A 25,581-nucleotide genomic window follows, 5' to 3' on the forward strand; every position below is an offset into this window, starting at 1 on the left:
AGGAAGATGAAACCATGACTCTACTGAACCCCTATTTTGGCGACTTTGGCGGCATGTATGTGCCGCAGATCCTGATGCCGGCGCTGCAACAGCTGGAAGCGGCCTTTGTCGATGCGCAGAAAGACCCGGCGTTTCAGGCGGAATTCACCGATCTGCTGAAAAACTATGCGGGACGCCCGACGGCGCTGACGCTCTGCAGCAACCTGACCAAAGGCACGAAAACGCGCCTCTACCTGAAGCGCGAAGATCTGCTGCACGGCGGCGCGCACAAAACCAACCAGGTGCTGGGCCAGGCGCTGCTGGCGAAACGCATGGGCAAAAATGAAATCATCGCTGAAACCGGCGCGGGCCAGCACGGCGTCGCCTCGGCGCTGGCGTGTGCGCTGCTCGGCATGAAGTGCCGCATCTATATGGGCGCGAAAGATGTCGAGCGCCAGTCTCCTAACGTCTTCCGTATGCGACTGATGGGCGCCGAGGTGATCCCGGTGCACAGCGGCTCCGCCACGCTGAAAGACGCCTGCAACGAGGCGCTGCGCGACTGGTCCGGCAGCTACGAGACCGCGCACTATATGCTTGGCACCGCGGCGGGCCCGCATCCCTTCCCGACTATCGTGCGCGAGTTCCAGCGCATGATCGGCGAAGAGACGAAAGCGCAGATTCTGGAAAAAGAGGGGCGCCTGCCTGATGCGGTTATCGCCTGCGTCGGCGGCGGCTCGAACGCCATCGGCATGTTCGCCGACTTTATCAATGAGGAGAGCGTCGGGCTGATCGGCGTCGAGCCTGCCGGCCACGGCATTGAGACCGGCGAGCACGGCGCGCCGCTCAAGCATGGCCGCGTCGGCATCTATTTCGGCATGAAGTCGCCGATGATGCAGACCGACGAGGGGCAGATCGAAGAGTCCTACTCTATCTCCGCCGGCCTCGACTTCCCCTCAGTTGGCCCGCAGCATGCGCACCTCAACAGCATCGGCCGCGCCGATTATGTGTCGATTACCGATAATGAAGCGCTGGCTGCCTTCAAGGAACTCTGCCGTGCAGAAGGCATTATTCCGGCGCTGGAGTCGTCGCACGCCCTCGCCCACGCGCTGAAGATGGTCCGCGCGAATCCAGAGAAAGAGCAGCTGCTGGTCGTTAACCTTTCGGGCCGCGGCGATAAAGACATCTTCACCGTTCACGATATTCTGACTGCGCAGGGAGAAATCTGATGGAGCGTTATCAACAGCTTTTTACGCGTTTGCAGGCCAGCAAAGAAGGCGCTTTCGTGCCCTTCGTGACGCTGGGCGATCCCTCGCCGGCGCTGTCGTTAAACGTGATCGACGCGCTGGTCGCGGGCGGCGCCGACGCGCTGGAGCTGGGCATTCCCTTTTCCGATCCGCTGGCGGATGGTCCCACCATTCAGAACGCCACCCTGCGCGCCTTCGCGGCTGGCACAACAACCGCGCAGTGTTTCGAACTGCTCAGCAGCGTGCGTAGCAAATATCCCGATCTGCCTGTCGGCCTGTTGATGTACGCCAACCTGGTGTTCGCCAACGGCATCGACGCCTTCTATGCGCGCTGCGCCGAAGCGGGGGTTGATTCAGTGCTGGTGGCGGATGTGCCGGTCGAAGAGTCGGCGCCGTTCCGCCAGGCGGCGCTGCGCCACGGTATCGCGCCGATCTTTATCTGTCCGCCTAACGCCAGCGACGATCTGCTGCGCGAGGTCGCCTCTCACGGCCGCGGCTACACTTATCTGCTGTCGCGCGCAGGCGTGACCGGCGCGGAAAATCGCGCCAGCAGCCTGCCGCTGCAGCGCCTGATTGACAAACTGCGCGAATACAACGCCGCGCCGCCGCTGCAGGGATTCGGCATCTCCGAACCGGCGCAGGTCAAAGAGGCGCTCAGCGCGGGCGCGGCGGGCGCCATCTCCGGCTCGGCGATTGTGAAAATCATTGAGCAGCACCATGCGCAGCCGGAAGAGATGCTGGCGAAACTGACCGCCTTCGCCAGCAGCCTGAAAGCCGCCACCCGCTGATCTTTTCATGCTCTCTCCGCTGAGGGAGCATGATTTTTCACTCTTTTTTACATCCCGACGTTGCCGCTTTCGCTTTTCACGCCCACACTTGATTTGCGCGCCGTTATGGTAACGGCGCATCTTGTTCGAGACAGGGAGAGAAGCGATGAAATTGTTTAAAGTCCTTGCAGGCGCGCTGGTCGCCGTGGTTGTTGCGCTAACGCTGAGCGCCTGTGCGCCGACGGCGAAGCAGGAAGGTACCGGTGGTTATATCGACGACACGGTAATCACCACCAAAGTCAAAGCACAGCTGCTGAATGACGATGAACTCAAATCACGCGAGATTAACGTTGAAACCTTTAAGGGCCGCGTCCAGCTTAGCGGTTTTGTCAGCTCGCCGCAGATGGCCAGCCGCGCGGTAGAAGTGACCCGTACCGTTAAAGGCGTGAAGTCTGTTGTGAACAATATGCAGATTAAATAACGCAGACGTCAAAAAGCAAAAGGCCGCGAGCGATTCGCGGCCTTTTTTTATCAGAAGCGGTAGCCCGCGCCGAAAAAGAAGACGAAAGGATCGATGCGCGTATCGATATTCTGCTGCTTGCCGCCCGCCTTGAACTTCACTTCGGTGTCGATATCCATATACCAGAGCGAAGCGTTCAGCATCCAGTTGCGGTTAATCTGGTAGTCGAGCCCGACCTGTCCCGCCACGCCCCACGAATCTTTCACGCTAAGGTCGCTGAGCCCGGCGTCACGTCCGGTCTGATTGAAATCCGTATCGAAGAAGGTGGTGTAGTTGATGCCCACCCCGACGTAGGGCCGCACCTTGCTCTGGCTGTCGAAGAAGTAATACTGCGCCATCAGGGTCGGGGGCAGCTGGCGTACCGTTGCCAGGGTGCCGGTGGCGCCCAGGCCCACCTTGTGGCGGAACGGCGTCGCCGCAAGGAGTTCGACGCCGATGTTGTCGGTCGCCATCCAGGTAAAGGTCAGGCCGAGCTGGGTATTGTTGCTGACGTCGAAACCGCCCATGCCCAACACATTATCGGAACCTTCGGTAGGACGAACCGTCGCGCTGCCGGCGCGCATAAAGAAATCGCCTGCTTCATGAGCCATCGCCAGTTGCGGTAGAGCCATTGCCAGTAAGAAAGCGCATTTTGCCAGTTTCATGATCACTCCTTTGCACAAGATAAACGGGGGGAATTATGGTGTGACGTTGTGGGCAACGTTCTAACGGGATTTGGCAAAAAATGCATCTAAATCAATCACGAAAAACCACTTAAAAAACAAGACATTGATTTAGATCAATTTTAGCCCTGCAGTCTTACGTGAAATTTCGCTTGAAGAAATTTAGCGGCGTGACTATTTTGCTTTTTTCCCGTGTTGATTTTGGTTCGATGCCTCAGGAGTGGCGGGCGATCAAATGAGCGATAATGTAAACCCTTGCATGACCTGCGGCGCCTGCTGCGCCCATTTCCGCGTCTCCTTTTACTGGGCTGAAGCCGATGACGCCGGCGGCGCTGTTCCGGCCGAACTCACCGAGCCGTTGAGCCTGCTGATGCGCAATATGCGCGGCACCAACGCGCGTGAACCGCGCTGCGTGGCATTGCTGGGCGAGCCGGGCAGCTGCACCTCCTGCGGCATCTATGCGCAGCGCCCCTCGCCCTGTCGCGAATTCGCCATGTCGGGTGAAAACGGCATTTATAACGAAGCCTGCGATCGCGCCCGCGCTCGCTATGGTCTGCCGCCTCTTTTTCACCCTTCTTTACCTTATATGGCAGAAAAAACACCTAAAACCAATGCTGGAAAGGCTCAGGAAGCTGGTTAGATTGGGGACTAATGGATTATGTACACGGCCGTGTACACATCTTGCTTTTATGGCTGCGTCTGACGTTCCTATTTCAAAAGGCGCAGCCCATACGTTAAGACGCGAATAGTTCATCTTGAAATTTGATATAAGTTAACATTTCAGAATTAATTTATTAAAGACAATTGAAATACTAGCAGCATTTATATTAGAAGTGGTTTACTGAATTCCTATACTAAAGGTTTGGTTAACAATGCCCAGCAAATTTCTTACTAGCATCCTCGAAAACAAGATAACAAGCGCGTTGCAAACTTCTGATGCCATCTCTCAAATTGCGCATCCTGTTGTAAAAGGAAGCTTAAGAGAAAACTTTATAGCCGAAATTTTGAGATCAATACTTCCCTATCATTTTGGAGTAGGTTCAGGAATTATTATTGATAAATGGGATCGGTCTTCGCCGCAGGCTGACATTATCATATACGACAAACGACAAATCCCTCCGGTTGTTGACTCTGAAACTAATGGAGTTTATCCAATAGATAGTGTTCACAGAGTGATTGAGATAAAATCCAACCTCGTAAACACCGATGTAAACCAAGTACTAAACCTAGCCTGGGCATTACATCCGAATAATCCAGATGGCTTAAAAGTAGCTGTAAGTGGAAATCTAGATCAGGGTCTTGCTACTTACCCTTTAGTAAGTGCTTTTGCATATCAGTCAACTTTGGCAAGCTTACCTAAAGTAGCGGATGAATGGATTGAGCAGCGAAAAATGGTCGATATCGGGAATGTTATGTTCTGCATTCCCAAAAGAGGTTTGTTCATGAATGCTGAATCTAAGGGATATACATTAGGTTTACCAGGCAATATATCTGATTCTGAGTTAATAAGGCATTACCTCTCTATTTTTTTACATTTCATTGAAGCCTCTGCGGCTTCCCGTAAAAATTGCAGCCTTCTTGACTGGCTTAGTTAAAAAAATCTCACAGGAGAGGTTCAGAACCTTTCGCATATATCAAACTCCTAATTCAAGCAGCCTATAAAGGCTGCTTTTTATGCCGATGAATTGCAATACAAGAATCATGAAAAAATGATCTTAAACTTAATAGACCTCAGATGACTAGATTAGGCTATTAATACTCCATACCCTCAGAATTTCATAAGTAATTTTTCCAAGTATTATCATATGTTCTAGCTCTTCCCCGGCAATGCGCCGCCAATCTTCAGTAATCAAACATTGCTCACCCATACGAGCTATTAGCGTCTCCCCTTCATGCAGCAGCACAACTTTATCGCCAACCGCAATATGCGCAATGCGGTCAATTATCAGCAGCCCGTTATCACGTTCGACTATCAGCGTAGAGCTAGGGTTATGCACCACAAGGTCGTTAACCGTGAGACGGCGCTCAATATAATCCTGCGCAGACGACTGAAAACCCATCAGGTAACATATCCCATGTTGCGCAGTGCCCAGATTCGGTTTTCGCCCCGCTCTGTGACCTGCTCCAAAAAGAATGGCTGATAACGTTTGAGCCAGCGGTTGCACTGGTCTTGCGTCCAGATGTGGTTGTACCTTTCAAGCGTCACCCGAAAGTCGATGGTAGTGACTATCTGACGACCTTTTACGTCCATTGCAACAGCATTGCTGAATGCGATCTTTATCTCATATTCACGCGGCATAACCGCCTAAAATAAACGGCATATACATACAGCGCATCCTGTGAGAGTAATTTCCAAGTTACATAAGTTATCAAATGAGGATTAAAAAATTCACGTTGACTGTTTACTGGATAGTCACATTGCATAATATTGGAAAGAGTTGGCTTCTGTTATCCTTGTGCAAGATTTGCTTTGGCCTACTACAGACGACCAACTAACCTCTAATTTACTTAAGGATCGAGCATGGCTCTACATGGAAAGATGATTCTTAATGGTGCTGATTATGCACCTTTCAATCTTTATGGCGTCGGAGTATTTATGGCCCATTCTGGGCTGGGCGCTTACCGAAATAATGCGAATTGTGGGGTAATTCCAAACATCGGCCCTATACCTCTTGGCAAATACTGGATTGTTGATCGTAAAGAAGGTAATTGGTTCTCTCAAAAGAAAGCAGAAATACATGATGAGCTTAATAAACTCACTGGACGTCGTGAATTTGGCAGAACTGACTGGTTTGCTCTTTGGCGCGATGGATGGACGATTGATGATTACGCCTGGATTGAGGGCGTAAAAAGAGGTAATTTTAGACTACACCCCGGAACCGTCTCAAAAGGATGTATAACAATTGCCAATATTTCGGATTTTGCCACAATTCGAAATGCCCTTATGAATACCTCGCTTATTCCGGTTCCCTGTAGACGATCACTTATGGCTCGCGGATGGGTGGAGGTGGCTGCTGGTGGCTTTAAAACATCTTGCCCGTAAATTTGTCAAATTTTTCTATTTTATTCTATTGTTTTTTTGTGCTGGTCATATATTACCTTCGCCGGAGCTATACATAAATTATGATATCGCTAGAGAATTCTCTTTACTTATCAACGGTAATGAAAGCGCTGATTCAATGTATGATGCTTATTCATATATAGATTGGGGCATAATGTTGATTATAAGCATCCTGTTTTACATCTTAACAATGAAGGTAATCAAAAAAATAAGGGGCATCTAGAATGCCTATTCCTGCTTATATGTGGCTTAAAGATGATGGTGGTGCAGATATCAAAGGCTCGGTAGACGTTTCAAGCTCGGTAAGGTAATATAGAAATCATCGTTCTTAGTCATGGCATAAACCTACCAGTGGATGGCGCTAAAGTTAAAATTACTGGAACACGCCAGCATTCATCCATGATGATCGAAAATGAAGTCGATAGTTCTAACCCATACTTTTATAAAGCCGCTGCTACAGGCAAACCTTGAAAAGCGCCGAAATTCTCTTCTATCACATAAATGACGCAGGACAGAAGGTTTGTTATTATACAGTTTAATGAAAAACGTAAAAATTACGGGCGTTAACTGCGGCGTCCCTAATGTTAATTTAGCGGATAACGATAAGATTAATCATGTAGGAAATATTAGCTTGCAGTATGAAAGAATCACCTGGCGCATTATCGATTGAAACATTCAAAATACAGAAGCATGGAATGAAAGATCGACTGCTTAACGTATGAATAAGCCCGGCATGACCGGGCTATAAATTGCAAAATTATTATAATGACAGGCATGAAAATTAATTTCAGACTGGAGGTCGATTGAGTCTTTTGGCTGGTTAACTTTCTCCTGACGTAACTCCTGCACACACAATCCTGTCAGCCACGATCGTACGGTCCTGAGTAGTTTAGGCCTGCCGCCGCCCTCTTTTACCCTCCTTTACCTTCCATGACAGAAAGTTATCGCGCTGCGGGTGCCAGCGCCGGGCCAGACCATGTACAATCGGCGGGTTAATCAACCCGGTTCCACCAAGGAGAGTACATGTCTATCACGGCAAGCTCGTTATACCGTGACACAGGAAATTTTTTCCGCCACCAGCTGTTGACCATCGTGCTGATGTCGTTACTGACCGCCTTCATCACGGTCATTCTGGTACACGCCTTTACCCCAGGCGGCGATCAGCTGGCTCAGCTTCAGCAGGGCGATAGCAGCGCCTCTTCGCTGTTTGAACTGGTGCAAAATATGTCGCCGGAGCAACAGCGCATTCTGCTGCGCGCCTCTGCGGCCGGCACCTTCTCCGCGCTGATCGGCAATACGCTGCTGCTGGGCGGCATGCTCTGCCTGATCCCGATGGTCTCCGCCGGACAGCGCATCAGCGCGCTGCGCGCTATCGGCGCCTCCGCCCCCTTGCTGCCAAAGCTTCTGCTGCAAACCTTTCTTATCACCCTGGTGGTGCAGCTGGGCTTTATGGTGCTGATGGTGCCTGGCATAATTCTGGCGATTCTGCTGTCGCTGTCTCCGGTGATTCTGGCGAGCGAAAAAAGCGGCATCTTCGCAGCGATGCGCGCCAGTTCCCGTCTGGCATGGAAAAACGTCAGGCTGATCGCGCCAGCGATTATTCTCTGGCTGCTGGCGAAAATGGCGCTCTTGTTCGCCTCTTCCTCGCTGACGGCGCTGCCTGATAACGTGCTGGCCATCGCCATCACAGCTATCGGCAACCTGATCTCCGCCCTGCTGCTTATCTATCTTTTCCGGCTCTATATGCTGGTTCGTTAAGCGCGCTGCGCCCTGAGGGGCGCGCGGCTTTGTGTTGTTTTCGCTGAACTGGAATGACTATGAAGCAGTTACTCGATTTCCTTCCCTTAGTGGTCTTCTTTATTTTCTATAAGCTTTACGACATTTTCGTCGCGTCTGGCGCGCTGATTGTCGCCACCGGCCTTGCGCTGGTCGTGAGCTGGGTGCTCTATCGCAAGCTAGAGAAGATGACCATCTTTACCTTCGCCCTGGTGGCGATCTTCGGCACCCTGACGCTGGTTTTCCATAACGATGAGTTTATTAAATGGAAAGTTACGGTGATCTACAGCCTGTTCGCGCTGGCGCTGCTCTACAGCCAGTTCTTTATGGCGCAGCCGCTGATCAAAAGCCTGCTGGGCAAAGAGATCCAGCTGCCGGAAAGCAGCTGGCGCCGTCTGAATGTCGCCTGGGCGATCTTTTTCCTCGCCTGCGGCCTGGCAAATATTTACGTCGCGTTTTGGTTGCCTGAAGCCTTTTGGGTTAACTTTAAAGTATTTGGTCTGACCGCCCTTACCCTGCTGTTTACCCTGATTAGCGGACTTTACATCTGGCGACAGATGCCGCAGCAAGAAGAAAAATAAATGCGACCCGGTAAGATCGGGCCTCACGGGCGCAGCGCGCCTTCACCTGCATAAGAAGTCGAGCAATGGACGAAAGACATAAGTTGCCGCAAGGCGAAATGGTGTTGCGTACTCTGGCGATGCCGGCGGACACCAACGCCAATGGCGATATCTTCGGCGGCTGGCTGATGTCGCAGATGGATATGGGCGGCGCCATTCTGGCGAAAGAGATTGCGGAAGGACGCGTGGTGACGGTGCGCGTCGACGGCATGTCGTTTCTCAAGCCGGTAGCGGTCGGCGATGTGGTAAGCTGCCACGCGCGCTGTATCCGCACCGGCAACAGTTCTATGACCATTAATGTCGAAGTGTGGATCAAAAAAGTCTCATCGGAACCTATCGGTCAGACCTACTGCGCCACCGAGGCGGTGTTTATCTATGTCGCCGTGGATAATGAGGGCAAATCGCGCCCGCTGCCGCCGGGACGCGCTAATCTCGCACCGGCGGAGTAGTGAAAAAGCGGTCAGATGACCGCTTTTTTTATTCGATGCTGGAGCCGCCGTTGATTCTGAAGACAATCGTCATCTTCAGGTTTTTGCCGGGACGCCCTGGCTGATAGCGCCACTGCTTCATCGCCTGTTTCACCTCGCGCTCGAACATGTTGCGCGGCTGCGCGGCGAGAATAGCGATGTTTTCCACGCGCCCGTCGTCACCAACGTCAAACTGTACCTGCACGCGCCCCTCAATACGCAGCGCCTGCGCGCGCGCGGGATATCCCGGTTTCGACACGCTGAGCGCCTTCGGCCCCTGCGAGGTTGACTGCGACGGCGTTGGCGACGGCGTCGATTTCGGCGCGGTTGTCGGTTTGGTCTGGGTCGTCGGCGCGTCCTGCTTGAACGGGTTCTCCTGCGGCTTCGCCTCCTGACGCGGCTTCACCTCGCGCTTGTGCTCTACTTTCGGTTTAGGTTTGGGCTTTGGTTTAGGTTTGGGCTGCGGTACCGGAATCGGCACCGGCTCGGCTTTGGGCGGTTCCGGCACCGGCTGAGGTTCCGGAGCAGGCTCCGGCTCCGGCTGTGGCGCTGGCTGCTCTACCACAGGTGCGGGCTCAGGCTGCACTTCCGGCGCGACCAGGCTAACGCTAATCGGCTGCGATACCTTAGGAACGTTGATTACCTGATGAAACGAGGCATAGAGAATGCCGGCGATAACTGAACCGTGCAGGACAACGGAAAGCAGCACGGAAACAGGCGTACGTTTTAAAATGGGCATTGTCAACGTGGTCATAGCAGTCGCAGTAAGAGAATGAAGCCACGATTTTAAATGCAAATAGCAATCAGTTTCAATAACTGCTGAAAAATGGTCAGATATCGCCGTTTTTTAACCTGGCCTGCTGCCCCTTATGCATTACGCCATCTTTCGTTTGCACTCTTATTTACGATCCCTTACCGTGTTGCAAAAATATGATGAGCCAATGGGGGCTTTCAAGTGCTGTACATTATCTACGCCGAAGATAACGCTGATTCTCTGGAAAAACGCACCTCGGTGCGCCCTGCCCATCTGGCGCGCCTGCAGCTGCTGCAGGATGAAGGCCGTCTGATCGTCGCCGGACCGATGCCGGCTGTCGACAGCAACGATCCTGGCGTCGCCGGTTTTACCGGTTCAGCGATTATCGCGGAGTTCAGCTCGCAGGAAGCCGCGCAGGCCTGGGCAGAGGCCGATCCCTATATCGCGGCCGGCGTTTACAAAAACGTCTCGGTAAAACCCTTTAAACGCGTCTTCTGATCCTCCGACCGATTTTGTCACGATGGCTTCCGCGTCCGCGCCGAAGCCATTTTTATTTCTTTTGCATGGAGTGGACGCGATGCAATGGCTGGTGATTGCGCTGCTGGCGCTGGCTCTCGGGTTGATCGTCAAAGCGCTGCTGATCTGGCGGCGTGACGGATGGAAGCAGAAAAAACAGCTTATCGTGATGCTGATCGTAATCGCCGCGGCGGCGCAGCTGGTGAATGTGGTGCTGGTCGCCAGAGGCCACTAAAAAGCCGCCTCTGGGGCGGCTCTGGTCAGGTATTCTGCGTGATAAACAGAATCGAACGGCGCTGCTGCTGCGCCAGCTGATGGCGAATCGCGTGGATCCGGCTGTAGCGACGCGACTGGCCTTCCAGCCAGCGGGCGCGACGGCGATGCGCCTGCCGCAACATTCTCCAGCGCGCTACTTCATTTCTGCTTTTTCTCATCACCTTCTCTCCTGCTTCGACATCACGCGGCCGCATTATAAAGATCTCCACGCTAATGCCAACTCGGATCTCTTATCGATCCCGGCGGCGATTGGGGGTTTCGTTGTCGCCTGCCAGCACGTAAACTTCTCTGACCAAGCGCGAACGGGATGTCCACTTAATGACCACCTTTTACACTCTAATCAGCTGGTTGCTGCTGTTTGGCTACTGGTTGCTGATTGCCGGCGTCACGCTACGTATATTGATGAAGCGCCGCACGGTCACCTCCGCCATGGCCTGGCTGTTGATTATCTATATCCTTCCCCTGGTGGGTATTATCGCTTACCTCTCTTTCGGCGAGCTTCATCTGGGAAAGCGCCGCGCGGAGCGCGCGCGCACCATGTGGCCCGCCACCGCAAAATGGCTGAGCGATCTCAGGCAGCGCAGCCATATTTTCGCCACCGAACACAGCGACGTGGCGCGCTCGCTGTTCCAGCTCTGCGAGAATCGCCAGGGCATCGCCGGCGTGAAAGGCAATCAGCTGCAGCTGCTCACCAGTTCGGACGACGTAATGCAGGCGCTTATCCGCGATATCCAGCTGGCGCGCCACAATATTGAGATGGTGTTCTATATCTGGCATCCCGGCGGGCTGGCGGACGAGGTGGCCGAATCTCTGATGGCGGCGTCGCGGCGCGGCGTGCACTGCCGTCTGATGCTCGACTCGGCGGGCAGCGTCACCTTTTTCCGCAGCCCCTGGGTCGGCATGATGCGCAATGCCGGCATTGACGTGGTGGAGGCGCTGCAGGTCAGCCTGCTGCGCGTGTTTTTGCGCCGTATGGATCTGCGCCAGCACCGCAAAGTGGTCTTGATTGACAACTATATCGCCTACACCGGCAGCATGAACCTGGTGGATCCGCGCTATTTCAAGCAGGACGCGGGCGTTGGCCAGTGGGTCGACCTGATGGCGCGTATGGAAGGCCCGGTCGCCACCACCATGGGCATCGTCTACAGCTGCGACTGGGAGATTGAGACCGGCAAGCGTATTCTGCCGCCGCCGCCCGACGGCAACATAATGCCGTTTGAACGCGAGAGCGGCCATACGGTACAGGTCATCGCCTCCGGGCCGGGCTTCCCGGAGGATATGATCCATCAGGCGCTGCTGACCGCCGTCTATTCAGCGCGCGAGCAGCTGATTATGACCACGCCCTACTTCGTGCCGAGCGACGATCTGCTGCACGCCATCTGCACGGCGGCGCTGCGCGGCGTCGAGGTGAGCATCATCGTGCCGCGCCATAACGATTCGCTGCTGGTCGGCTGGGCGAGCCGCGCCTTTTTCAGCGAACTGCTGGAGGCGGGCGTCAGGATCTATCAGTTTGAGGATGGATTGCTGCACACCAAGAGCGTGCTGGTGGATGGCCAGCTCAGCCTGGTCGGCACGGTGAATCTCGACATGCGCAGCCTGTGGCTAAACTTTGAAATTACGCTGGTGGTGGACGACGCCGGCTTCGGCAGCGATCTGGCCTGCGTGCAGGACGACTATATCGCGCGCTCGCGTTTGCTGGACGGCAAACGATGGTCAAAACGTGCCTGGTGGCAGCGCATCGTTGAACGACTGTTTTACTTCTTTAGTCCTTTACTGTAAAACGAGCGGAAATTGCAACGCGCCTCAGGGCAGACAGGATCGATCATGGATTTAAATAATCGCCTTACCGAAGACGAAACGCTGGAACAGGCCTACGACATTTTTCTTGAACTGGCAGGCGACAACCTCGATCCGGCGGATATTATTCTTTTCAACCTGCAGTTTGAAGAGCGCGGCGGCGCAGAGCTGTTCGATCCCTCGGAAGACTGGAAAGAGCACGTCGATTTCGATCTTAACCCGGACTTCTTCTCTGAGGTGGTGATTGGGCTCGGCGAAGCGGACGGCGAGCCGATTACCGACGTGTTCGCGCGCGTGCTGCTGTGCCGCGAGAAAGACCATAAGCTGTGTCATATTCTCTGGCGCGAATAAGCGGCCTGCGCCGATTGCGGGCTTGATCGACAATATGAACGCCGGGCCACTGCCCGGCGTTTTTTTTATTACAGCGGATCCACCTTCAGGCAGGAGACCGCATGGCGGAAACTTCCCTCCAGCAGCGGACGCGTTTTCGCGCACTCCGGGCCGGCGATCGGGCAGCGGGTGCGGAACACGCAGCCTGACGGCGGGTTGATGGGCGACGGCAGCTCCCCTTCCAGCAGCTGGATCTGCTTGTTCTTCTCCAGATCCGGATCGGGGATCGGCACCGCCGACATCAGCGCCCGCGTGTAGGGATGCTGCGGGTTGTTGTAGACCGCGTCGTAGGTGCCCAGCTCGACGGCGTGGCCGAGATACATCACCAGCACGCGGTCGGAGATGTGTTTCACTACGGCCAGATCGTGCGCGATAAAGATCAGCGACAGCCCCATCTCACGCTGCAGCTGCTGCAGCAGATTCACCACCTGCGCCTGAATCGAGACGTCGAGCGCCGAAACCGGCTCGTCGCAGATAATCAGCTTCGGCTCAAGGATCAGCGCGCGGGCGATGCCGATACGCTGACACTGGCCGCCCGAGAACTCATGGGGATAGCGGTTGATCAGGTTCGGCAGCAGGCCCACTTTCATCATCATGTTTTTGACGCGATCTTTCACTTCCTGACGCGGCATCTTCGGATGATAGGTGCGCAGCGGCTCGGCGATGATGTCCCCGATGGTCATGCGCGGGTTAAGCGAGGCCAGCGGATCCTGGAAGATCATCTGGATATCGCTGCGCGCCTTGCGCCACTCCTCTTCGCTCTGCCCGAGCAGATCGCGACCCAGCCAGGCGACGCGCCCGTCGGTGGCCTTCACCAGGCCGATGATAGCGCGCGCCAGCGTCGATTTGCCGCAGCCGGACTCGCCGACCACGCCTAAGGTTTCGCCCTCGTAAAGGCGCAGGCTAACGCCGTCCACCGCCTTGAGCGATTTCGGCGGCTGCCAGAACCACTGGCGGCCATCTTTAATGTCGAAATGCACCTTGAGATCGGCGATTTCCAGCAATACTTTTTTCTCAGCGACGGTACTCATACTAACTCCTCCACCGGCTTAAAGCAGGCGCGCAGGCGCCCTTCGCCAAACGGCAGCAGCGGCGGCGCCTGGGTGCAGATCGGCATCGCATGCGGGCAGCGCGGCTGAAACGGGCAGCCCTGCGGCAGGCGCAGCAGGTTCGGCGGGTTGCCGGGAATGGTGGTCAGGCTTTCGCCCTCGGCGTCCAGACGCGGCACCGCGCTCAGCAGCCCGATCGAATAGGGATGCGCCGGCTGGTAGAAGACGTCGCGCGCGCGGCCATACTCCATGGTACGGCCGGCGTACATCACCAGCACCTTGTCGCAGATGCCCGCCACCACGCCCAGATCGTGGGTGATCATAATGATTGCGGTATTGAACTCGCGCTTCAGCTCATTCAGCAGCGTCATGATCTGCGCCTGGACGGTGACGTCGAGCGCCGTGGTCGGTTCGTCGGCGATCAGCAGCTTGGGCCGGCAGAGCAGCGCCATGGCAATCATCACGCGCTGGCGCATACCGCCGGAAAACTCGTGCGGGAACATCTTCATGCGCTTGCGCGCTTCCGGCATTTTCACCGCGTCGAGCATACGCACCGACTCCTCGAACGCCTGCGCGCTGCTCAGCCCCTTGTGCAGCTTCAGCACCTCCATCAGCTGGTCGCCGACGCGCATATAGGGATTAAGCGAGGTCATCGGATCCTGGAAAATCATCGCTATCTGCTCGGCGCGCAGCTTATTCAGCGCCTTCTCCGGCAGGTTGAGGATCTCTTTGCCGTTGAACAGCGCCGTGCCGCCGATGCGGCCGTTCTTCGCCAGCAGCCCCATCAGGGCGAACGCCGTTTGCGATTTGCCGGACCCCGACTCGCCGACGATGCCCAGGGTTTCGCCGGCGCGCAGCGAGAAGTTCAGATCGTTGACCGCCGTAACGTCGCCATCATGCGTCTGGAAGGTGACGCGCAGATCTTTCACTTCCAGTAACAGGTCGCTTCCCGCGCGGGCGGCCATCGCCGGCTGAAATTCATGAATAGTCATCGGGAAACTCCTTAGCGATCTTTCGGGTCGAGGGCGTCACGCAAGCCATCGCCGATAAAGTTGAAACAGAATAGCGTCACCACCAGAAAACCGGCCGGGAACAGCAGCAGCCACGGCGACACCTCCATCGAGTTGGCGCCGTCGCTCAGCAGCGCCCCCCAGCTACTCAGCGGCTCTTGCGTGCCGAGGCCGAGAAAGCTCAGGAAGGATTCGAACAGGATCATGCTCGGCACCAGCAGCGAGGCGTAAACCACCACCACGCCCAGCACGTTCGGCACGATATGGCGCAGTACAATGCTGGTGGTAGAGACGCCGCCGACGTGGGCCGCTTCGATAAACTCTTTACGCTTCAGCCCCAGCGTCTGGCCGCGCACGATACGCGCCATGTCGAGCCAGGAAACCATGCCGATAGCGGCGAAAATCAGCAGGATATTGCGGCCGAAAAAGGTCACCAGCAGGATCACGAAGAACATAAACGGGAAGGAGTTCAGGATCTCCAGAATACGCATCATCACCGAGTCGGTTTTGCCGCCGAGATAGCCGGCGATAGAGCCGTAAAGGGTGCCGACAATGACCGCGATCAGCGCCGACGCGACGCCTACCATCAGCGAGATGCGCCCGCCAATGGCGACGCGCACCAGCAGATCGCGCCCGGAGGAGTCGGTGCCGAACCAGTGGCCGGACGTGGTGTCCGGCGCGGCGGACATCATGCCCCAGTCGGTGTCGTCATAGTTAAACTGCGCGAACATCGGGGCGAAAATAACAAATAGCGTAATCAGCACCAGCACCAGCAGGCTAATCAGCGCCGCACGGTTATGAATAAAACGGCGACGCGCATCCTGCCACAGGCTGCGCCCTTCTACCTCGAGCTTTTCGCTGAAGGCGTCGAGAGCTTCGCTGTTTTTCTTACTCAACATCATTGCGAGCTCCAGCGTTAGTAACGGATTTTCGGATCGATCACGGCGTAGAGCACGTCGACGATCGCGTTAAAAATAATGGTCAGTACGCCGACCAGTATGGTCAGGCTCATCACCAGCGAATAGTCACGGTTCAGCGCGCCGTTAACGAACAGCTGGCCGATGCCGGGCAGGCCGTAAATCGACTCGATGACCATTGAGCCGGTGATGATGCCGACAAACGCCGGGCCGAGATAGGAGAGCACCGGCAGCAGCGCGGGCTTAAGCGCATGGCGCAGCACGATGCGGCGCAGCGGCAGTCCCTTGGCGCGCGCGGTGCGGATGAAGTTAGAGTGCATCACCTCAATCATCGAGCCGCGGGTAATACGCGCGATACTGGCGATATAGGCCAGCGACAGCGCCACCATCGGCAGCACCATATAGCGCAGCTGCCCGCCGTTCCAGCCGCCGCCGGGCAGCCATTTCAGGGTGATGGCGAAAAGCAGCACCAGCAGCGGCGCCACCACGAAGCTGGGTATCACCACGCCGGTCATGGCGACCCCCATCACCGCATAATCCCACAGGCTGTTTTGCCTGAGCGCCGCGATGACGCCCGCCGTCACCCCGAGGATCACCGCCAGCACGAAGGCCGCCAGGCCCAGCCTGGCCGAGACCGGGAACGCATGGCCGACCAGATAGTTAACCGTATAGTCTTTATATTTAAACGAAGGGCCGAAGTCGCCGTGCGCCAGCTGGATCAGGTAATCCAGATACTGTTTGCCGATGGGATCGTTCAGGTGGTACTTCGCTTCGATGTTCGCCATCACTTCCGGCGCCAGCGTGCGCTCGCCGGTAAAAGGACTGCCGGGCGCGAGGCGCATCATAAAGAATGAGATAGTGATCAGCACGAAGAGCGTGGGGATCGCTTCGAGCAGTCGACGCAGGATAAATTTTAACATTGCCGTACCTACCAGGCTTATTGCTTCACAAAGCGTACAAAGTACATAAAGGCGGCGCACAGCGCGCCGCCCTTGCCGATAGCCTGTTTGCTATTAGTGTTTGATGATGTAGAAGTTCTTGCTAAGCGTTTTATCCAGCGGATCTTTGCCGGTATAACCGCCGACGTAAGGTTTCACCAGACGCGCGTTTACGTAGTAGTAAACCGGCACGATAGTGCTGTCCTTATCCATGATTTGCTCAGCTTTGGCATAATCCGCCGCCCGCGCCTTGTCGTCTGCCGCCTTGATCGCATCGTGGATCACTTTGTCGAACTCGGCGCTCTTATAGTGAGAGGTGTTGTTGCTGCTGTCAGAAAGCATGGTGTTCAGGAAGGAGGTCGGCTCATTGTAGTCCGCACACCAGGCGGCGCGCGCGACGTCAAAGTTGCCCTGATGACGCGTGTCGAGGAAGGTTTTCCACTCCTGGTTTTCCAGCTTGATGTTTACGCCGATGTTTTTCTTCCAGATAGAAGATGCGGCAATAGCCAGCTTCTTGTGCAGATCGGAGGTGTTGTACAGCAGGTTGAAAGTCAGCGGCTTGTCAGCGGTGTAGCCCGCTTCGGCCAGCAGTTTTTTCGCCTCTTCGTTACGCTTGTCCTGCGACCACTTGAACCAGTCCGGCGGCAGAATATCCATACCGTCCGTAGCCGGTGGCGTATAGCTATAGGCCGGCAGCTGGCCCTGCGCCAGCACTTTGTTGACGATAATGTCGCGGTCCAGACCGAGCTTAAGGGCGGCGCGCACGCGCGGATCGGTAAACGGCGCTTTCTGGTTGTTGATTTCGTAGTAGTAGGTGCAGAGATAGGGATCGACATGCAGCTCTTTAGGATTTTCGCGCTGCAGCTTTTTGAACAGCTCGATCGGCATGTTGTTATAGGTCATGTCGCTGCCGTTTTCCGAGAAGTAGCGGTTAACGTCGCTGACTTCCGAGTTAATCGGCAGATAGGTCACCTTGTTCAGTACCGTGTGTTCGTTGTCCCAGTACTGTGGATTACGCACCAGGGTGATGCGCTCGTTGATCACGTGCGCTTCCAGCTTAAAGGCACCGTTGCCGACCCAGTTCTGCGGCTGCGTCCACTGGTCGCCAAATTTTTCAATCGCAGGCTTGTAGACCGGCGACATAACGGCGTTAATCAGCAGCTTGTAAAAATAGGGCACCGGCTCGCTCAGCGTGACCTGCAAGGTATGGTCATCCAGCGCTTTCACGCCCAGGTCCGAGGTTGGTTTTTTCCCGGCGATAACATCATCGACGTTCTCAATGTGGCCATACTGCAGGTAGCTGGCGTAAGGGGATGCGGTTTTCGGATCGGCCAGACGCTGCCAGCTGTAGACGAAGTCCTGCGCGGTCACCGGCTCACCGTTTGACCATTTGGCATTGTTACGCAGGTGGAAGGTCCAGACTTTGAAGTCTTTGTTTTCCCATTTTTCCGCCACGCCCGGGATCGGATGGCCATCGCTATCGCTAACCAGCAGTCCCTCATAGAGATCGCGCGCCACGTTGTCTTCCGGCACGCCTTCGATTTTGTGCGGATCCAGCGACTGCACTTCATCGCCGTTGCCGCGCACCAGCTCCTGTTTCGCCGCCAGTTCAACGCCTGCCGGAACCTTTGCTGCCAGTGCATTCCCTGCCAGTGCGCCCATTGCTGCCAGAACGCCTGCAGCAATCAGACTTTTTTTCGTGATGTGGTTCATTATTACACTCCAGTTTTTTATCTTCACCGACACGGCAAGCCGTCTCGGCGTCCCCCGTTAGCGGGTTCCTCATTTTGGCTGAGGATAGTTGTTTGCCCCGAAAGGCTTCAGCACCGCGCGGGCTTCCCGGCTTATGTTGCCGGGTCAGCCTCAGTGCTTTTTAATGAAGTAATATTTCAAATCGGTCATATCGAGCGGGTCTTTGCCGGTAAAACCGCCTGTCCAGGGTTTCACCAGCCGCACGCTGACGCGGTAATAAACTGGCACAATCGCCGAGTCGTTGTCGAGCTGTGCTTCAGCCTGCTGGTAGAGCGCGGCGCGCGCCGCTTCGCTGCTGGCGGATAGGGTTTGCGCCAGCAGACGGTCATAGTTTTCGCTGTGGTAAAACGCCGTGTTGATTGAGGCGTTGCCGATCAGCATATTCAGAAAGGTAGAGGGCTCGTTGTAGTCGGCGCACCAGGTGGCGCGCACCACGTCATACTGCGCCTGATGGCGCGTCTCCAGCAGGGTTTTCCACTCCTGATTCTGCAGGCTGACCTGCGCGCCGAGGTTCTTTTGCCACATCGAGGCGGCGGCGATCGCCTGCTTTTTGTTTTGATCGGAGGTGTTGTAGAGCAGCGTAAAGCGCAGCGGACGCTGGGCGTTATAGCCCGCCTCGGCCAGCAGTTTTTTAGCGGCCGCGTTGCGTTCCGCCTGGCTCCAGGTGAACCAGGCCGGCGGCGTCAGCGTGACGCCCGCCGTCGCAGGCGGTGTCAGGCTATAAGCCGGAATCTGGCCCTGCCCCATAATTTTCTGCGTGATGATATCGCGATCCAGCGTCAGCTTGATGGCGGTACGGACGCGCGCGTCGTTAAACGGCGGTTTTTTATTGTTGATCTCGTAGTAGAAGGTGCAAAGCAGCGGGCTGACTTTCACCTGATCGCCCAGTTCGCCCTGCAGCTTGCGGAACAGTTCGGGCGGCACCACGCTGTTGGTCATATCGGTGTTGCCGCTGCGATAGCGGTTGACGTCGTTATGGTCCGACTCGATCGGCAGAAAGGTGCCCTGCTCGATTACCGTGCGGGCGTTATCCCAGTAGCCGGGATTGCGCTTCAGCACCAGCTTCTCGTTGATCACCCACTCGTTCAGCAGATAGGCGCCGTTGCCAACATAGTGCTCGGGACGCGTCCAGGCATCGCCCCACTTCTCTACCGTCGCCGCGTTGACCGGCGACAACGCGGTATTTGCCAGCATAGAGATAAAATAGGGCACGGGTTCGCTCAGGGTGACCTGCAAATGACGATCGTCCAGCGCCCTGACGCCGAGGCTGTCAGGCGGAGCTTTTCCCGCCATGATCTCGTCGATATTGCGGAGGTGCGCCGCCTGCAGATAGCTGGCATAAGGCGAGGCGGTTTTGGGATCGGCGAGACGCCGCCAGCTGTAAACGAAATCGTGCGCGGTAACCGGCGCGCCGTTGCTCCATTTCGCGTTGTCGCGCAGGGTGAAGGTCCAGACTTTTCCGCCCTCGTTTTGCCACGACTGCGCCACGCCCGGCACGATAGCGCCGGTGTTGTCGGTGGTCACCAGCCCTTCCAGCAGGTTGGAGATAATGCGCGATTCCGGCACGCCCTCCGTCTTTTGCGGATCGAGCGAAGAAACCTCTGTGCCGTTATTGATCACGATATTTTGCGTGGCGGCGAGTTCGGTACCCGGGGGAACAGTCGCGGCGTGCGCGGCGCCGGAGAGTATCATTAAGCTGAGTGACAGCGGCGTAATCTTCCATTTCATCAAAAAAGTTAACCCTTCTTCATAAGCCCTTTAGCTCATAAGCAAGAAGCGTTCTTACTTTGAGACCAAATGAAAAACTATTGCGCCGAAAATTAGCAGAACGCCTGCTCTGCCGACAAAGTAAAAATAACAAAAATGTTACCTGATTCTCTTTTATCACGTCTGCATGCAGGAGGATAGCGTTAATTTTTTCGCGGAAATAATGCTTATCACCCTGTTTATACAGCAGATTAGCGGTTTTTCCGCGTCAACTCGCGCTTTCGCTTTCCTGATCGCGCGGGAATGCGCAACCCTTCTGCCTTTTTCTTCATTGTGAAAACAAAAAGCAGGTAATTGCAGCTTTCATGCCAGTTTATGATGCCATTTCAGCGAGCGCTGACATTTTATGATGTGAAAATAGTCACAGCGGGAAGATATCGCGTCTGGCGCGACAGGCGGGCAAGTAATTTGCTTAATAATTTTTGCAGCAGATTAAGCCGCAGGAATAATTGCATTATAATGGTGCAATAAAACGTGCAATTGCACCATTAAGAGACATAACAGCGTTTGCGCTGGAAATTAAGCTGCCTTAATTCACCAGCCCGGGAAATAACGCTTTGATGCCGGTAACCACGAACTCAATACCGAGCGCCATCAGCAGCAGGCCCATAATACGCGTAATCACGTTAATGCCGGTCTGACCGAGCACGCGCACCATCAGCGGCGCGGCGCGGAACAGCAGCCAGCAGCAAAAGGCAAAGAGCGCAATCGCCACGCTAAAGCCCAACAGGTTTTGCCAGCTGTGGTAGCGCGTGCTCCAGACTATGGTCGAGCTGATAGCGCCAGGTCCGGCCATCAGCGGCAGCGCGAGCGGCACCACGCCGATACTCTCGCGAATGGCGGTTTCCGATTTCTCCTGCTTATTCTGTTTATCTTCGCCCAGCTTGCCGCTGATCATAGACATGGCGATGGTGACCACCAGAATGCCGCCCGCGATGCGGAAGGAGTCGATGGAGATGCCGAAAATATGCAGGATGGCGTCGCCGAGAAACAGCGAGGTCCAGAGAATAATGGCGACCGCCAGGTTCGCGGTCATATTGGTTTTATTACGCTCAGCCGCCGCCTGATAGCTGGTCATGCTGATAAAAACGGGAATAATGCCGACTGGATTCACCAGCGCGAACAGGCCAACAAAGAATTTGATATAGCCCGAAAGATCAAGCAACGCAGGGTTCACGGTTCGCTCCGATGAGGGAAAAGAAATCGCGCTTAATTTACGCAAAAACTGCCGCGTTAACCAGTCAACAAAACAGAAAATTCTGCTGCTTCAGGGCAAAACAGAGAGCCTGTCGCGCCAGGGCGGCGCAAAGCAGAAATAAAACCGGTCGGCGCACGACGGCCTCTCAATCTTTGGCAAAAATGGCTGCTGAAAGGTGTCAGCTTGGGCTTAAATTGATCTGAATCAATATTCATCTACCCCATTCCAGGTAATCTTTTCCCATCGAAAGTTTTTAGCAAAATTGTTTGACCCGTGCGAAAACTCTTTCAGTAAGCCAACGAAAATTCTGGCTTTTTGGCTTAGGCCAAAATATTAGCGCAGCATGGCTATAATCAGGACTCCAGGCAGGTTTACTAACAGAGTTTAACTTCCTTCAGGAGAGCACCATGGCCGTTACTAATGTCGCTGAACTTAACGCACTGGTAGAACGCGTAAAACAAGCACAGCGTGAATACGCCAACTTCACTCAAGAACAGGTTGACGCCATCTTCCGCGCTGCCGCCCTCGCCGCTGCTGACGCCCGCATCCCTCTCGCCAAAATGGCGGTCGCCGAATCCGGCATGGGTATCGTCGAAGATAAAGTTATCAAAAACCACTTTGCCTCAGAATATATCTACAACGCTTATAAAGACGAAAAAACCTGCGGCGTGCTGGATACCGACGATACGTTCGGCACCATCACCATCGCTGAGCCTATCGGCCTGATTTGCGGTATCGTTCCCACCACTAACCCGACCTCAACGGCGATTTTCAAAGCGCTGATCAGCCTGAAAACGCGTAACGGCATTATCTTTTCACCGCATCCGCGCGCCAAAGAAGCCACCAACAAAGCGGCGGATATCGTGCTGCAGGCTGCCATCGCCGCCGGCGCGCCAAAAGATATCATCGGCTGGATCGACGCGCCGTCTGTCGAACTCTCTAATCAGCTGATGCACCATCCTGACATCAACCTTATTCTGGCGACCGGCGGTCCCGGCATGGTGAAAGCCGCTTACAGCTCCGGTAAACCGGCGATCGGCGTCGGCGCGGGCAATACGCCGGTGGTGATTGACGAAACGGCCGATATCAAACGCGCCGTCGCCTCTATCCTGATGTCCAAAACCTTCGATAACGGCGTTATCTGCGCCTCCGAGCAGTCGGTTATCGTGGTTGACTCGGTTTATGATGCGGTGCGCGAGCGCTTCGCCAGCCACGGTGGCTATCTGCTGCAGGGCGAGGAGCTGAAAGCGGTTCAGAACGTCATTTTGAAAAACGGCGCGCTTAACGCGGCCATCGTCGGCCAGCCGGCGTACAAAATTGCCGAAATGGCCGGTATCAGCGTGCCGAGCAGCACCAAGATTTTGATTGGCGAAGTGAAGCTGGTGGACGAGTCCGAACCCTTTGCCCATGAAAAACTCTCGCCGACGCTGGCGATGTACCGCGCCAGCGATTTCGAAGACGCCGTGGCGAAAGCGGAGAAACTGGTGGCGATGGGCGGCATCGGCCACACCTCCTGCCTCTATACCGACCAGGACAACCAGAAAGCGCGCGTGAACTTCTTCGGCGACCGCATGAAAACCGCGCGTATTCTGATCAATACCCCCGCTTCTCAGGGCGGTATCGGCGACCTCTACAACTTCAAGCTGGCGCCTTCTCTGACGCTGGGCTGCGGCTCATGGGGCGGTAACTCCATTTCCGAAAACGTGGGACCGAAACACCTTATCAACAAGAAAACCGTGGCTAAGCGAGCAGAAAACATGTTGTGGCATAAACTTCCGAAATCCATCTACTTCCGCCGCGGCTCGCTGCCGATTGCGCTGGAAGAGGTGGCCGCCGACGGTGCGAAACGCGCCTTTATCGTCACCGACCGCTTCCTGTTCAACAACGGCTACGCCGATCAGGTGACGCGCGTGCTGAAATCGCACGGCATCGAAACCGAAGTCTTCTTTGAAGTTGAGGCTGACCCGACGCTGAGCATCGTGCGTAAAGGCGCCGAGCAGATGAACAGCTTTAAACCTGACGTGATTATCGCGCTGGGCGGCGGCTCTCCGATGGATGCCGCGAAAATCATGTGGGTGATGTACGAACATCCTGAAACGCACTTCGAAGAGCTGGCGCTGCGCTTTATGGATATCCGCAAACGTATCTATAAATTCCCGAAAATGGGCGTGAAAGCGCGCATGATCGCCATCACCACTACCTCAGGCACCGGTTCGGAAGTGACGCCGTTTGCCGTAGTGACGGATGACGCCACCGGTCAGAAATATCCGCTGGCGGACTACGCCCTGACCCCGGACATGGCGATTGTCGACGCCAACCTGGTGATGGATATGCCGCGTTCGCTCTGCGCCTTCGGCGGCCTGGATGCGGTAACGCACGCGCTGGAAGCCTATGTCTCGGTGCTGGCTAACGAATACTCCGACGGCCAGGCGCTGCAGGCGCTGAAACTGCTGAAAGAGAACCTGCCGGCCAGCTATCAGGAAGGAGCGAAAAACCCGGTTGCGCGTGAACGCGTGCATAACGCCGCCACTATCGCCGGTATCGCTTTCGCGAACGCCTTCCTTGGCGTCTGCCACTCTATGGCGCACAAGCTGGGTTCCGAGTTCCATATCCCGCACGGTCTGGCCAACGCCCTGCTGATTTGCAACGTTATCCGCTATAACGCTAACGATAACCCGACGAAACAGACGGCGTTCAGCCAGTACGACCGTCCGCAGGCGCGCCGCCGCTACGCGGAAATCGCAGATCATTTAGGTCTGTCGGCGCCTGGCGACCGCACCGCGCAGAAAATCGAGAAGCTGCTGGCGTGGCTGGATGAGATGAAAACCCAACTGGGCATTCCAACCTCTATCCGAGAAGCCGGCGTGCAGGAAGCGGACTTCCTGGCAAAAGTCGACAAGCTGGCCGAAGACGCCTTCGACGATCAGTGCACCGGCGCTAACCCGCGCTATCCGCTGATTGCCGAGCTGAAACAGATTATGATGGATACCTTCTACGGCCGCGAATACGCCGAACCCTTCGCCGACGTGGCGCAGGCGCAGGCCGCACAGCCGGTGAAACTGGAGAAAGCCGAGAAGAAGGCGAAAAAAGCCTGATAACCGGCCAGTAAGAAAAAACCCGCTTCGGCGGGTTTTTTTATGGCTGTCGGGAATCGGCGTCAGGCGGGTTCTTGCCGGCCGTAAATGGCGTCCAGCGATCCCTGCTCAATCGCCTGCTTGTAATGCTTGCGGCATACCGAGATATAACGCTCGTTGCCGCCGATTACCACCTGCTCTCCCTCGCTGTAAGGACGGCCTTCGGCGTCGAGCCGCAGTACCATACCCGCCTTGCGACCGCAGTGACAGACGGTTTTCAGTTCAACCAGCTTGTCGGCCCAGGCAAGCAAATACTGGCTGCCGCCAAAGAGCTCGCCGCGAAAGTCGGTGCGCAGTCCGTAGCAGAGCACCGGGATATCCATATTGTCCACGACGTCGGAGAGCGCCTTGACCTGATCGCGCGTCAAAAACTGGCATTCGTCTACCAGCACGCAGTGCACCGGCTGGCGCGCATGTTCTGTCGCGATCTCCCTATCCAGCTGCGTTTGCGCGTTAAACAGCGCCGCCGGCGAAGAAAGACCAATACGGGAGCTGACCTTGCCTGCACCGAAGCGATCGTCGATCTCAGCGGTATAGACCAGGGTTCTCATGCCGCGTTCCTGATAATTGTAAGACGACTGTAATAACGCGGTGGATTTCCCTGCATTCATTGCGGAATAATAAAAATAGAGCTGAGCCATTAGCGTGGTTTCTCAAAGCATTGCAAACAGAATGGGCGGAATTCTATCACAGATAAACGCAAATTATGGCGGCGATTATTTCGTGCAGACTGTTTACAACTTCGCCAGCAAGAGAAAAAACACGCTTCGTCTTTGCTGTTTTTTTTAATGATTTGTACCTGAACTTTATTGTAAAGCGGCACTCTGCCCTACCGGTACTGACCTTACGCCACTCTGAAAGTGCTGCTCACTTTAAAGTTTCAGATTTTTCATAACGTGCCAGGGCGCGAATATCAACTGTCTTATCGTTTCATTTGATTAAACCCCGATGGAAAATTTAATTTTCATTCTTTACCGTTCCACTTAT

The 25,581-nt window shown here is 55.3% G+C and carries 28 protein-coding genes and 1 pseudogene; 15 read left to right on the forward strand and 14 right to left on the reverse strand.

Annotated features, from left to right (window positions below; translation table 11 throughout):
* The first annotated feature begins 14 nt into the window (after window positions 1-14).
* The 3 genes from trpB to HA46_RS08595 all read left to right on the forward strand — a co-directional run bounded on the left by trpB (window position 15) and on the right by HA46_RS08595 (window position 2,471).
* Window positions 15-1,205 (forward strand): tryptophan synthase subunit beta, encoded by a 1,191-nt coding sequence (gene trpB, locus HA46_RS08585; protein ID WP_033790352.1) that lies wholly within the window; start codon window positions 15-17, stop codon window positions 1,203-1,205.
* Window positions 1,205-2,011: a tryptophan synthase subunit alpha gene (trpA, locus tag HA46_RS08590; protein ID WP_033790353.1), complete on the forward strand. Its 807-nt coding sequence runs from the start codon at window positions 1,205-1,207 to the stop codon at window positions 2,009-2,011. Before trpB ends, trpA begins: the two co-directional genes overlap by 1 nt.
* Window positions 2,012-2,156: 145 nt before the next feature.
* Window positions 2,157-2,471, forward strand: a complete 315-nt coding sequence (locus tag HA46_RS08595; RefSeq protein ID WP_033746762.1) for a BON domain-containing protein — start codon at window positions 2,157-2,159, stop codon at window positions 2,469-2,471.
* Window positions 2,472-2,521: 50 nt separating this feature from the next.
* Here HA46_RS08595 and ompW read toward each other — a convergent pair whose 3' ends face one another.
* Entirely contained in the window at window positions 2,522-3,154 is a 633-nt protein-coding gene (gene ompW / locus HA46_RS08600) for an outer membrane protein OmpW (protein WP_033790354.1), read from the reverse strand.
* A gap of 253 nt (window positions 3,155-3,407) precedes the next feature.
* On the opposite strand from ompW, the gene HA46_RS08605 reads away from it, so the two are divergent.
* The gene (locus tag HA46_RS08605) at window positions 3,408-3,812 is read left to right on the forward strand and encodes a YkgJ family cysteine cluster protein (RefSeq protein WP_084883679.1); all 405 of its coding nucleotides are present in this window, start codon (window positions 3,408-3,410) and stop codon (window positions 3,810-3,812) included.
* 232 nt (window positions 3,813-4,044) lie between these two features.
* Window positions 4,045-4,767, forward strand: coding sequence for a DUF6602 domain-containing protein (locus HA46_RS20790; RefSeq protein WP_143807613.1), 723 nt, complete (start codon window positions 4,045-4,047; stop codon window positions 4,765-4,767).
* Between the two features lie 144 nt (window positions 4,768-4,911).
* Here the strand turns inward: HA46_RS20790 and HA46_RS08610 are convergent, their stop codons facing one another.
* On the reverse strand, window positions 4,912-5,232 hold the full coding sequence (locus HA46_RS08610; protein ID WP_084883681.1) for a S24/S26 family peptidase: 321 nt from the start codon (window positions 5,230-5,232) through the stop codon (window positions 4,912-4,914).
* Entirely contained in the window at window positions 5,232-5,471 is a 240-nt protein-coding gene (locus HA46_RS08615) for a hypothetical protein (RefSeq protein ID WP_084883684.1), read from the reverse strand. Before HA46_RS08615 ends, HA46_RS08610 begins: the two co-directional genes overlap by 1 nt.
* Before the next feature lie 222 nt (window positions 5,472-5,693).
* Here HA46_RS08615 and HA46_RS08620 point away from each other — a divergent pair, with 222 nt between their 5' ends.
* The 5 genes and pseudogenes from HA46_RS08620 to yciA all read left to right on the forward strand — a co-directional run bounded on the left by HA46_RS08620 (window position 5,694) and on the right by yciA (window position 9,078).
* Window positions 5,694-6,215 carry a DUF2778 domain-containing protein gene (locus HA46_RS08620; protein WP_084883687.1) on the forward strand — a complete coding sequence of 174 codons (522 nt, stop codon included), beginning with the start codon at window positions 5,694-5,696 and terminating at the stop codon, window positions 6,213-6,215.
* 242 nt (window positions 6,216-6,457) lie between these two features.
* Window positions 6,458-6,903 (forward strand): annotated as a pseudogene (locus tag HA46_RS08630) (Hcp family type VI secretion system effector).
* A gap of 353 nt (window positions 6,904-7,256) precedes the next feature.
* The gene (locus HA46_RS08635) at window positions 7,257-7,991 is read left to right on the forward strand and encodes a YciC family protein (RefSeq protein WP_084883690.1); all 735 of its coding nucleotides are present in this window, start codon (window positions 7,257-7,259) and stop codon (window positions 7,989-7,991) included.
* Window positions 7,992-8,050: 59 nt separating this feature from the next.
* Entirely contained in the window at window positions 8,051-8,590 is a 540-nt protein-coding gene (locus tag HA46_RS08640) for a septation protein A (protein ID WP_033746753.1), read from the forward strand.
* Window positions 8,591-8,655: 65 nt separating this feature from the next.
* Entirely contained in the window at window positions 8,656-9,078 is a 423-nt protein-coding gene (gene yciA, locus HA46_RS08645) for an acyl-CoA thioester hydrolase YciA (protein WP_033790360.1), read from the forward strand.
* Window positions 9,079-9,106: 28 nt separating this feature from the next.
* Here yciA and tonB read toward each other — a convergent pair whose 3' ends face one another.
* On the reverse strand, window positions 9,107-9,850 hold the full coding sequence (gene tonB / locus HA46_RS08650) for a TonB system transport protein TonB (protein ID WP_084883692.1): 744 nt from the start codon (window positions 9,848-9,850) through the stop codon (window positions 9,107-9,109).
* Between the two features lie 201 nt (window positions 9,851-10,051).
* Between tonB and HA46_RS08655 the strand changes: the two genes are divergently transcribed.
* A complete protein-coding gene (locus tag HA46_RS08655; protein ID WP_033790364.1) occupies window positions 10,052-10,348 on the forward strand; it encodes a YciI family protein in 297 nt (98 codons plus the stop codon).
* 79 nt (window positions 10,349-10,427) lie between these two features.
* Window positions 10,428-10,601, forward strand: a complete 174-nt coding sequence (locus tag HA46_RS21140; RefSeq protein ID WP_167626702.1) for a hypothetical protein — start codon at window positions 10,428-10,430, stop codon at window positions 10,599-10,601.
* Window positions 10,602-10,626: 25 nt separating this feature from the next.
* Here the strand turns inward: HA46_RS21140 and HA46_RS20800 are convergent, their stop codons facing one another.
* Window positions 10,627-10,800, reverse strand: coding sequence for a YciY family protein (locus tag HA46_RS20800; RefSeq protein ID WP_096073261.1), 174 nt, complete (start codon window positions 10,798-10,800; stop codon window positions 10,627-10,629).
* Between the two features lie 160 nt (window positions 10,801-10,960).
* Between HA46_RS20800 and cls the strand changes: the two genes are divergently transcribed.
* Window positions 10,961-12,421: a cardiolipin synthase gene (cls, locus tag HA46_RS08660; protein WP_033790366.1), complete on the forward strand. Its 1,461-nt coding sequence runs from the start codon at window positions 10,961-10,963 to the stop codon at window positions 12,419-12,421.
* Between the two features lie 45 nt (window positions 12,422-12,466).
* Window positions 12,467-12,790, forward strand: coding sequence for an HI1450 family dsDNA-mimic protein (locus HA46_RS08665; RefSeq protein WP_033746744.1), 324 nt, complete (start codon window positions 12,467-12,469; stop codon window positions 12,788-12,790).
* A gap of 68 nt (window positions 12,791-12,858) precedes the next feature.
* On the opposite strand, the gene oppF is transcribed toward HA46_RS08665, so the two are convergent.
* The 8 genes from oppF to HA46_RS20805 all read right to left on the reverse strand — a co-directional run bounded on the left by oppF (window position 12,859) and on the right by HA46_RS20805 (window position 21,675).
* On the reverse strand, window positions 12,859-13,860 hold the full coding sequence (oppF, locus tag HA46_RS08670; RefSeq protein WP_033746742.1) for a murein tripeptide/oligopeptide ABC transporter ATP binding protein OppF: 1,002 nt from the start codon (window positions 13,858-13,860) through the stop codon (window positions 12,859-12,861).
* The gene (gene oppD, locus HA46_RS08675; RefSeq protein ID WP_033790368.1) at window positions 13,857-14,870 is read right to left on the reverse strand and encodes an ABC transporter ATP-binding protein; all 1,014 of its coding nucleotides are present in this window, start codon (window positions 14,868-14,870) and stop codon (window positions 13,857-13,859) included. Before oppD ends, oppF begins: the two co-directional genes overlap by 4 nt.
* Before the next feature lie 11 nt (window positions 14,871-14,881).
* On the reverse strand, window positions 14,882-15,790 hold the full coding sequence (gene oppC / locus HA46_RS08680; protein WP_033790370.1) for an oligopeptide ABC transporter permease OppC: 909 nt from the start codon (window positions 15,788-15,790) through the stop codon (window positions 14,882-14,884).
* A gap of 14 nt (window positions 15,791-15,804) precedes the next feature.
* On the reverse strand, window positions 15,805-16,725 hold the full coding sequence (oppB, locus tag HA46_RS08685) for an oligopeptide ABC transporter permease OppB (protein ID WP_033790372.1): 921 nt from the start codon (window positions 16,723-16,725) through the stop codon (window positions 15,805-15,807).
* A gap of 93 nt (window positions 16,726-16,818) precedes the next feature.
* A complete protein-coding gene (oppA, locus tag HA46_RS08690; protein ID WP_033790374.1) occupies window positions 16,819-18,456 on the reverse strand; it encodes an oligopeptide ABC transporter substrate-binding protein OppA in 1,638 nt (545 codons plus the stop codon).
* Between the two features lie 150 nt (window positions 18,457-18,606).
* On the reverse strand, window positions 18,607-20,223 hold the full coding sequence (locus HA46_RS08695; RefSeq protein WP_033790376.1) for an ABC transporter substrate-binding protein: 1,617 nt from the start codon (window positions 20,221-20,223) through the stop codon (window positions 18,607-18,609).
* A gap of 568 nt (window positions 20,224-20,791) precedes the next feature.
* Window positions 20,792-21,439, reverse strand: a complete 648-nt coding sequence (locus HA46_RS08700; protein WP_033747940.1) for a YchE family NAAT transporter — start codon at window positions 21,437-21,439, stop codon at window positions 20,792-20,794.
* Window positions 21,440-21,495: 56 nt separating this feature from the next.
* Window positions 21,496-21,675, reverse strand: coding sequence for a hypothetical protein (locus HA46_RS20805; RefSeq protein WP_143807614.1), 180 nt, complete (start codon window positions 21,673-21,675; stop codon window positions 21,496-21,498).
* 192 nt (window positions 21,676-21,867) lie between these two features.
* On the opposite strand from HA46_RS20805, the gene adhE reads away from it, so the two are divergent.
* Window positions 21,868-24,555: a bifunctional acetaldehyde-CoA/alcohol dehydrogenase gene (adhE, locus tag HA46_RS08705; RefSeq protein WP_084883694.1), complete on the forward strand. Its 2,688-nt coding sequence runs from the start codon at window positions 21,868-21,870 to the stop codon at window positions 24,553-24,555.
* Between the two features lie 62 nt (window positions 24,556-24,617).
* Here the strand turns inward: adhE and tdk are convergent, their stop codons facing one another.
* A complete protein-coding gene (gene tdk / locus HA46_RS08710) occupies window positions 24,618-25,235 on the reverse strand; it encodes a thymidine kinase (protein WP_084883697.1) in 618 nt (205 codons plus the stop codon).
* Window positions 25,236-25,581: the final 346 nt, after the last annotated feature.

This window comes from Pantoea septica, assembly GCF_002095575.1.
Lineage (GTDB): Bacteria > Pseudomonadota > Gammaproteobacteria > Enterobacterales > Enterobacteriaceae > Pantoea > Pantoea septica.

What these genes read in the sequence shown, in the direction of transcription:
- oppB (WP_033790372.1), bottom strand. Translation starts at nt 16,725, where the DNA reads ATGTTAAAATTTATCCTGCGTCGACTGCTCGAAGCGATCCCCACGCTC.
- HA46_RS20800 (WP_096073261.1), bottom strand. Translation starts at nt 10,800, where the DNA reads ATGAGAAAAAGCAGAAATGAAGTAGCGCGCTGGAGAATGTTGCGGCAG.
- HA46_RS08605 (WP_084883679.1), top strand. Translation starts at nt 3,408, where the DNA reads ATGAGCGATAATGTAAACCCTTGCATGACCTGCGGCGCCTGCTGCGCC.
- tdk (WP_084883697.1), bottom strand. Translation starts at nt 25,235, where the DNA reads ATGGCTCAGCTCTATTTTTATTATTCCGCAATGAATGCAGGGAAATCC.
- HA46_RS08610 (WP_084883681.1), bottom strand. Translation starts at nt 5,232, where the DNA reads ATGGGTTTTCAGTCGTCTGCGCAGGATTATATTGAGCGCCGTCTCACG.
- adhE (WP_084883694.1), top strand. Translation starts at nt 21,868, where the DNA reads ATGGCCGTTACTAATGTCGCTGAACTTAACGCACTGGTAGAACGCGTA.
- HA46_RS08640 (WP_033746753.1), top strand. Translation starts at nt 8,051, where the DNA reads ATGAAGCAGTTACTCGATTTCCTTCCCTTAGTGGTCTTCTTTATTTTC.
- HA46_RS08665 (WP_033746744.1), top strand. Translation starts at nt 12,467, where the DNA reads ATGGATTTAAATAATCGCCTTACCGAAGACGAAACGCTGGAACAGGCC.
- tonB (WP_084883692.1), bottom strand. Translation starts at nt 9,850, where the DNA reads ATGACCACGTTGACAATGCCCATTTTAAAACGTACGCCTGTTTCCGTG.
- oppC (WP_033790370.1), bottom strand. Translation starts at nt 15,790, where the DNA reads ATGATGTTGAGTAAGAAAAACAGCGAAGCTCTCGACGCCTTCAGCGAA.
- cls (WP_033790366.1), top strand. Translation starts at nt 10,961, where the DNA reads ATGACCACCTTTTACACTCTAATCAGCTGGTTGCTGCTGTTTGGCTAC.
- HA46_RS20805 (WP_143807614.1), bottom strand. Translation starts at nt 21,675, where the DNA reads ATGAATATTGATTCAGATCAATTTAAGCCCAAGCTGACACCTTTCAGC.
- HA46_RS08695 (WP_033790376.1), bottom strand. Translation starts at nt 20,223, where the DNA reads ATGAAATGGAAGATTACGCCGCTGTCACTCAGCTTAATGATACTCTCC.
- trpA (WP_033790353.1), top strand. Translation starts at nt 1,205, where the DNA reads ATGGAGCGTTATCAACAGCTTTTTACGCGTTTGCAGGCCAGCAAAGAA.
- HA46_RS08620 (WP_084883687.1), top strand. Translation starts at nt 5,694, where the DNA reads ATGGCTCTACATGGAAAGATGATTCTTAATGGTGCTGATTATGCACCT.
- HA46_RS08615 (WP_084883684.1), bottom strand. Translation starts at nt 5,471, where the DNA reads ATGCCGCGTGAATATGAGATAAAGATCGCATTCAGCAATGCTGTTGCA.
- trpB (WP_033790352.1), top strand. Translation starts at nt 15, where the DNA reads ATGACTCTACTGAACCCCTATTTTGGCGACTTTGGCGGCATGTATGTG.
- oppD (WP_033790368.1), bottom strand. Translation starts at nt 14,870, where the DNA reads ATGACTATTCATGAATTTCAGCCGGCGATGGCCGCCCGCGCGGGAAGC.
- oppA (WP_033790374.1), bottom strand. Translation starts at nt 18,456, where the DNA reads ATGAACCACATCACGAAAAAAAGTCTGATTGCTGCAGGCGTTCTGGCA.
- HA46_RS20790 (WP_143807613.1), top strand. Translation starts at nt 4,045, where the DNA reads ATGCCCAGCAAATTTCTTACTAGCATCCTCGAAAACAAGATAACAAGC.
- oppF (WP_033746742.1), bottom strand. Translation starts at nt 13,860, where the DNA reads ATGAGTACCGTCGCTGAGAAAAAAGTATTGCTGGAAATCGCCGATCTC.
- HA46_RS08635 (WP_084883690.1), top strand. Translation starts at nt 7,257, where the DNA reads ATGTCTATCACGGCAAGCTCGTTATACCGTGACACAGGAAATTTTTTC.
- HA46_RS08595 (WP_033746762.1), top strand. Translation starts at nt 2,157, where the DNA reads ATGAAATTGTTTAAAGTCCTTGCAGGCGCGCTGGTCGCCGTGGTTGTT.
- HA46_RS21140 (WP_167626702.1), top strand. Translation starts at nt 10,428, where the DNA reads ATGCAATGGCTGGTGATTGCGCTGCTGGCGCTGGCTCTCGGGTTGATC.
- yciA (WP_033790360.1), top strand. Translation starts at nt 8,656, where the DNA reads ATGGACGAAAGACATAAGTTGCCGCAAGGCGAAATGGTGTTGCGTACT.
- ompW (WP_033790354.1), bottom strand. Translation starts at nt 3,154, where the DNA reads ATGAAACTGGCAAAATGCGCTTTCTTACTGGCAATGGCTCTACCGCAA.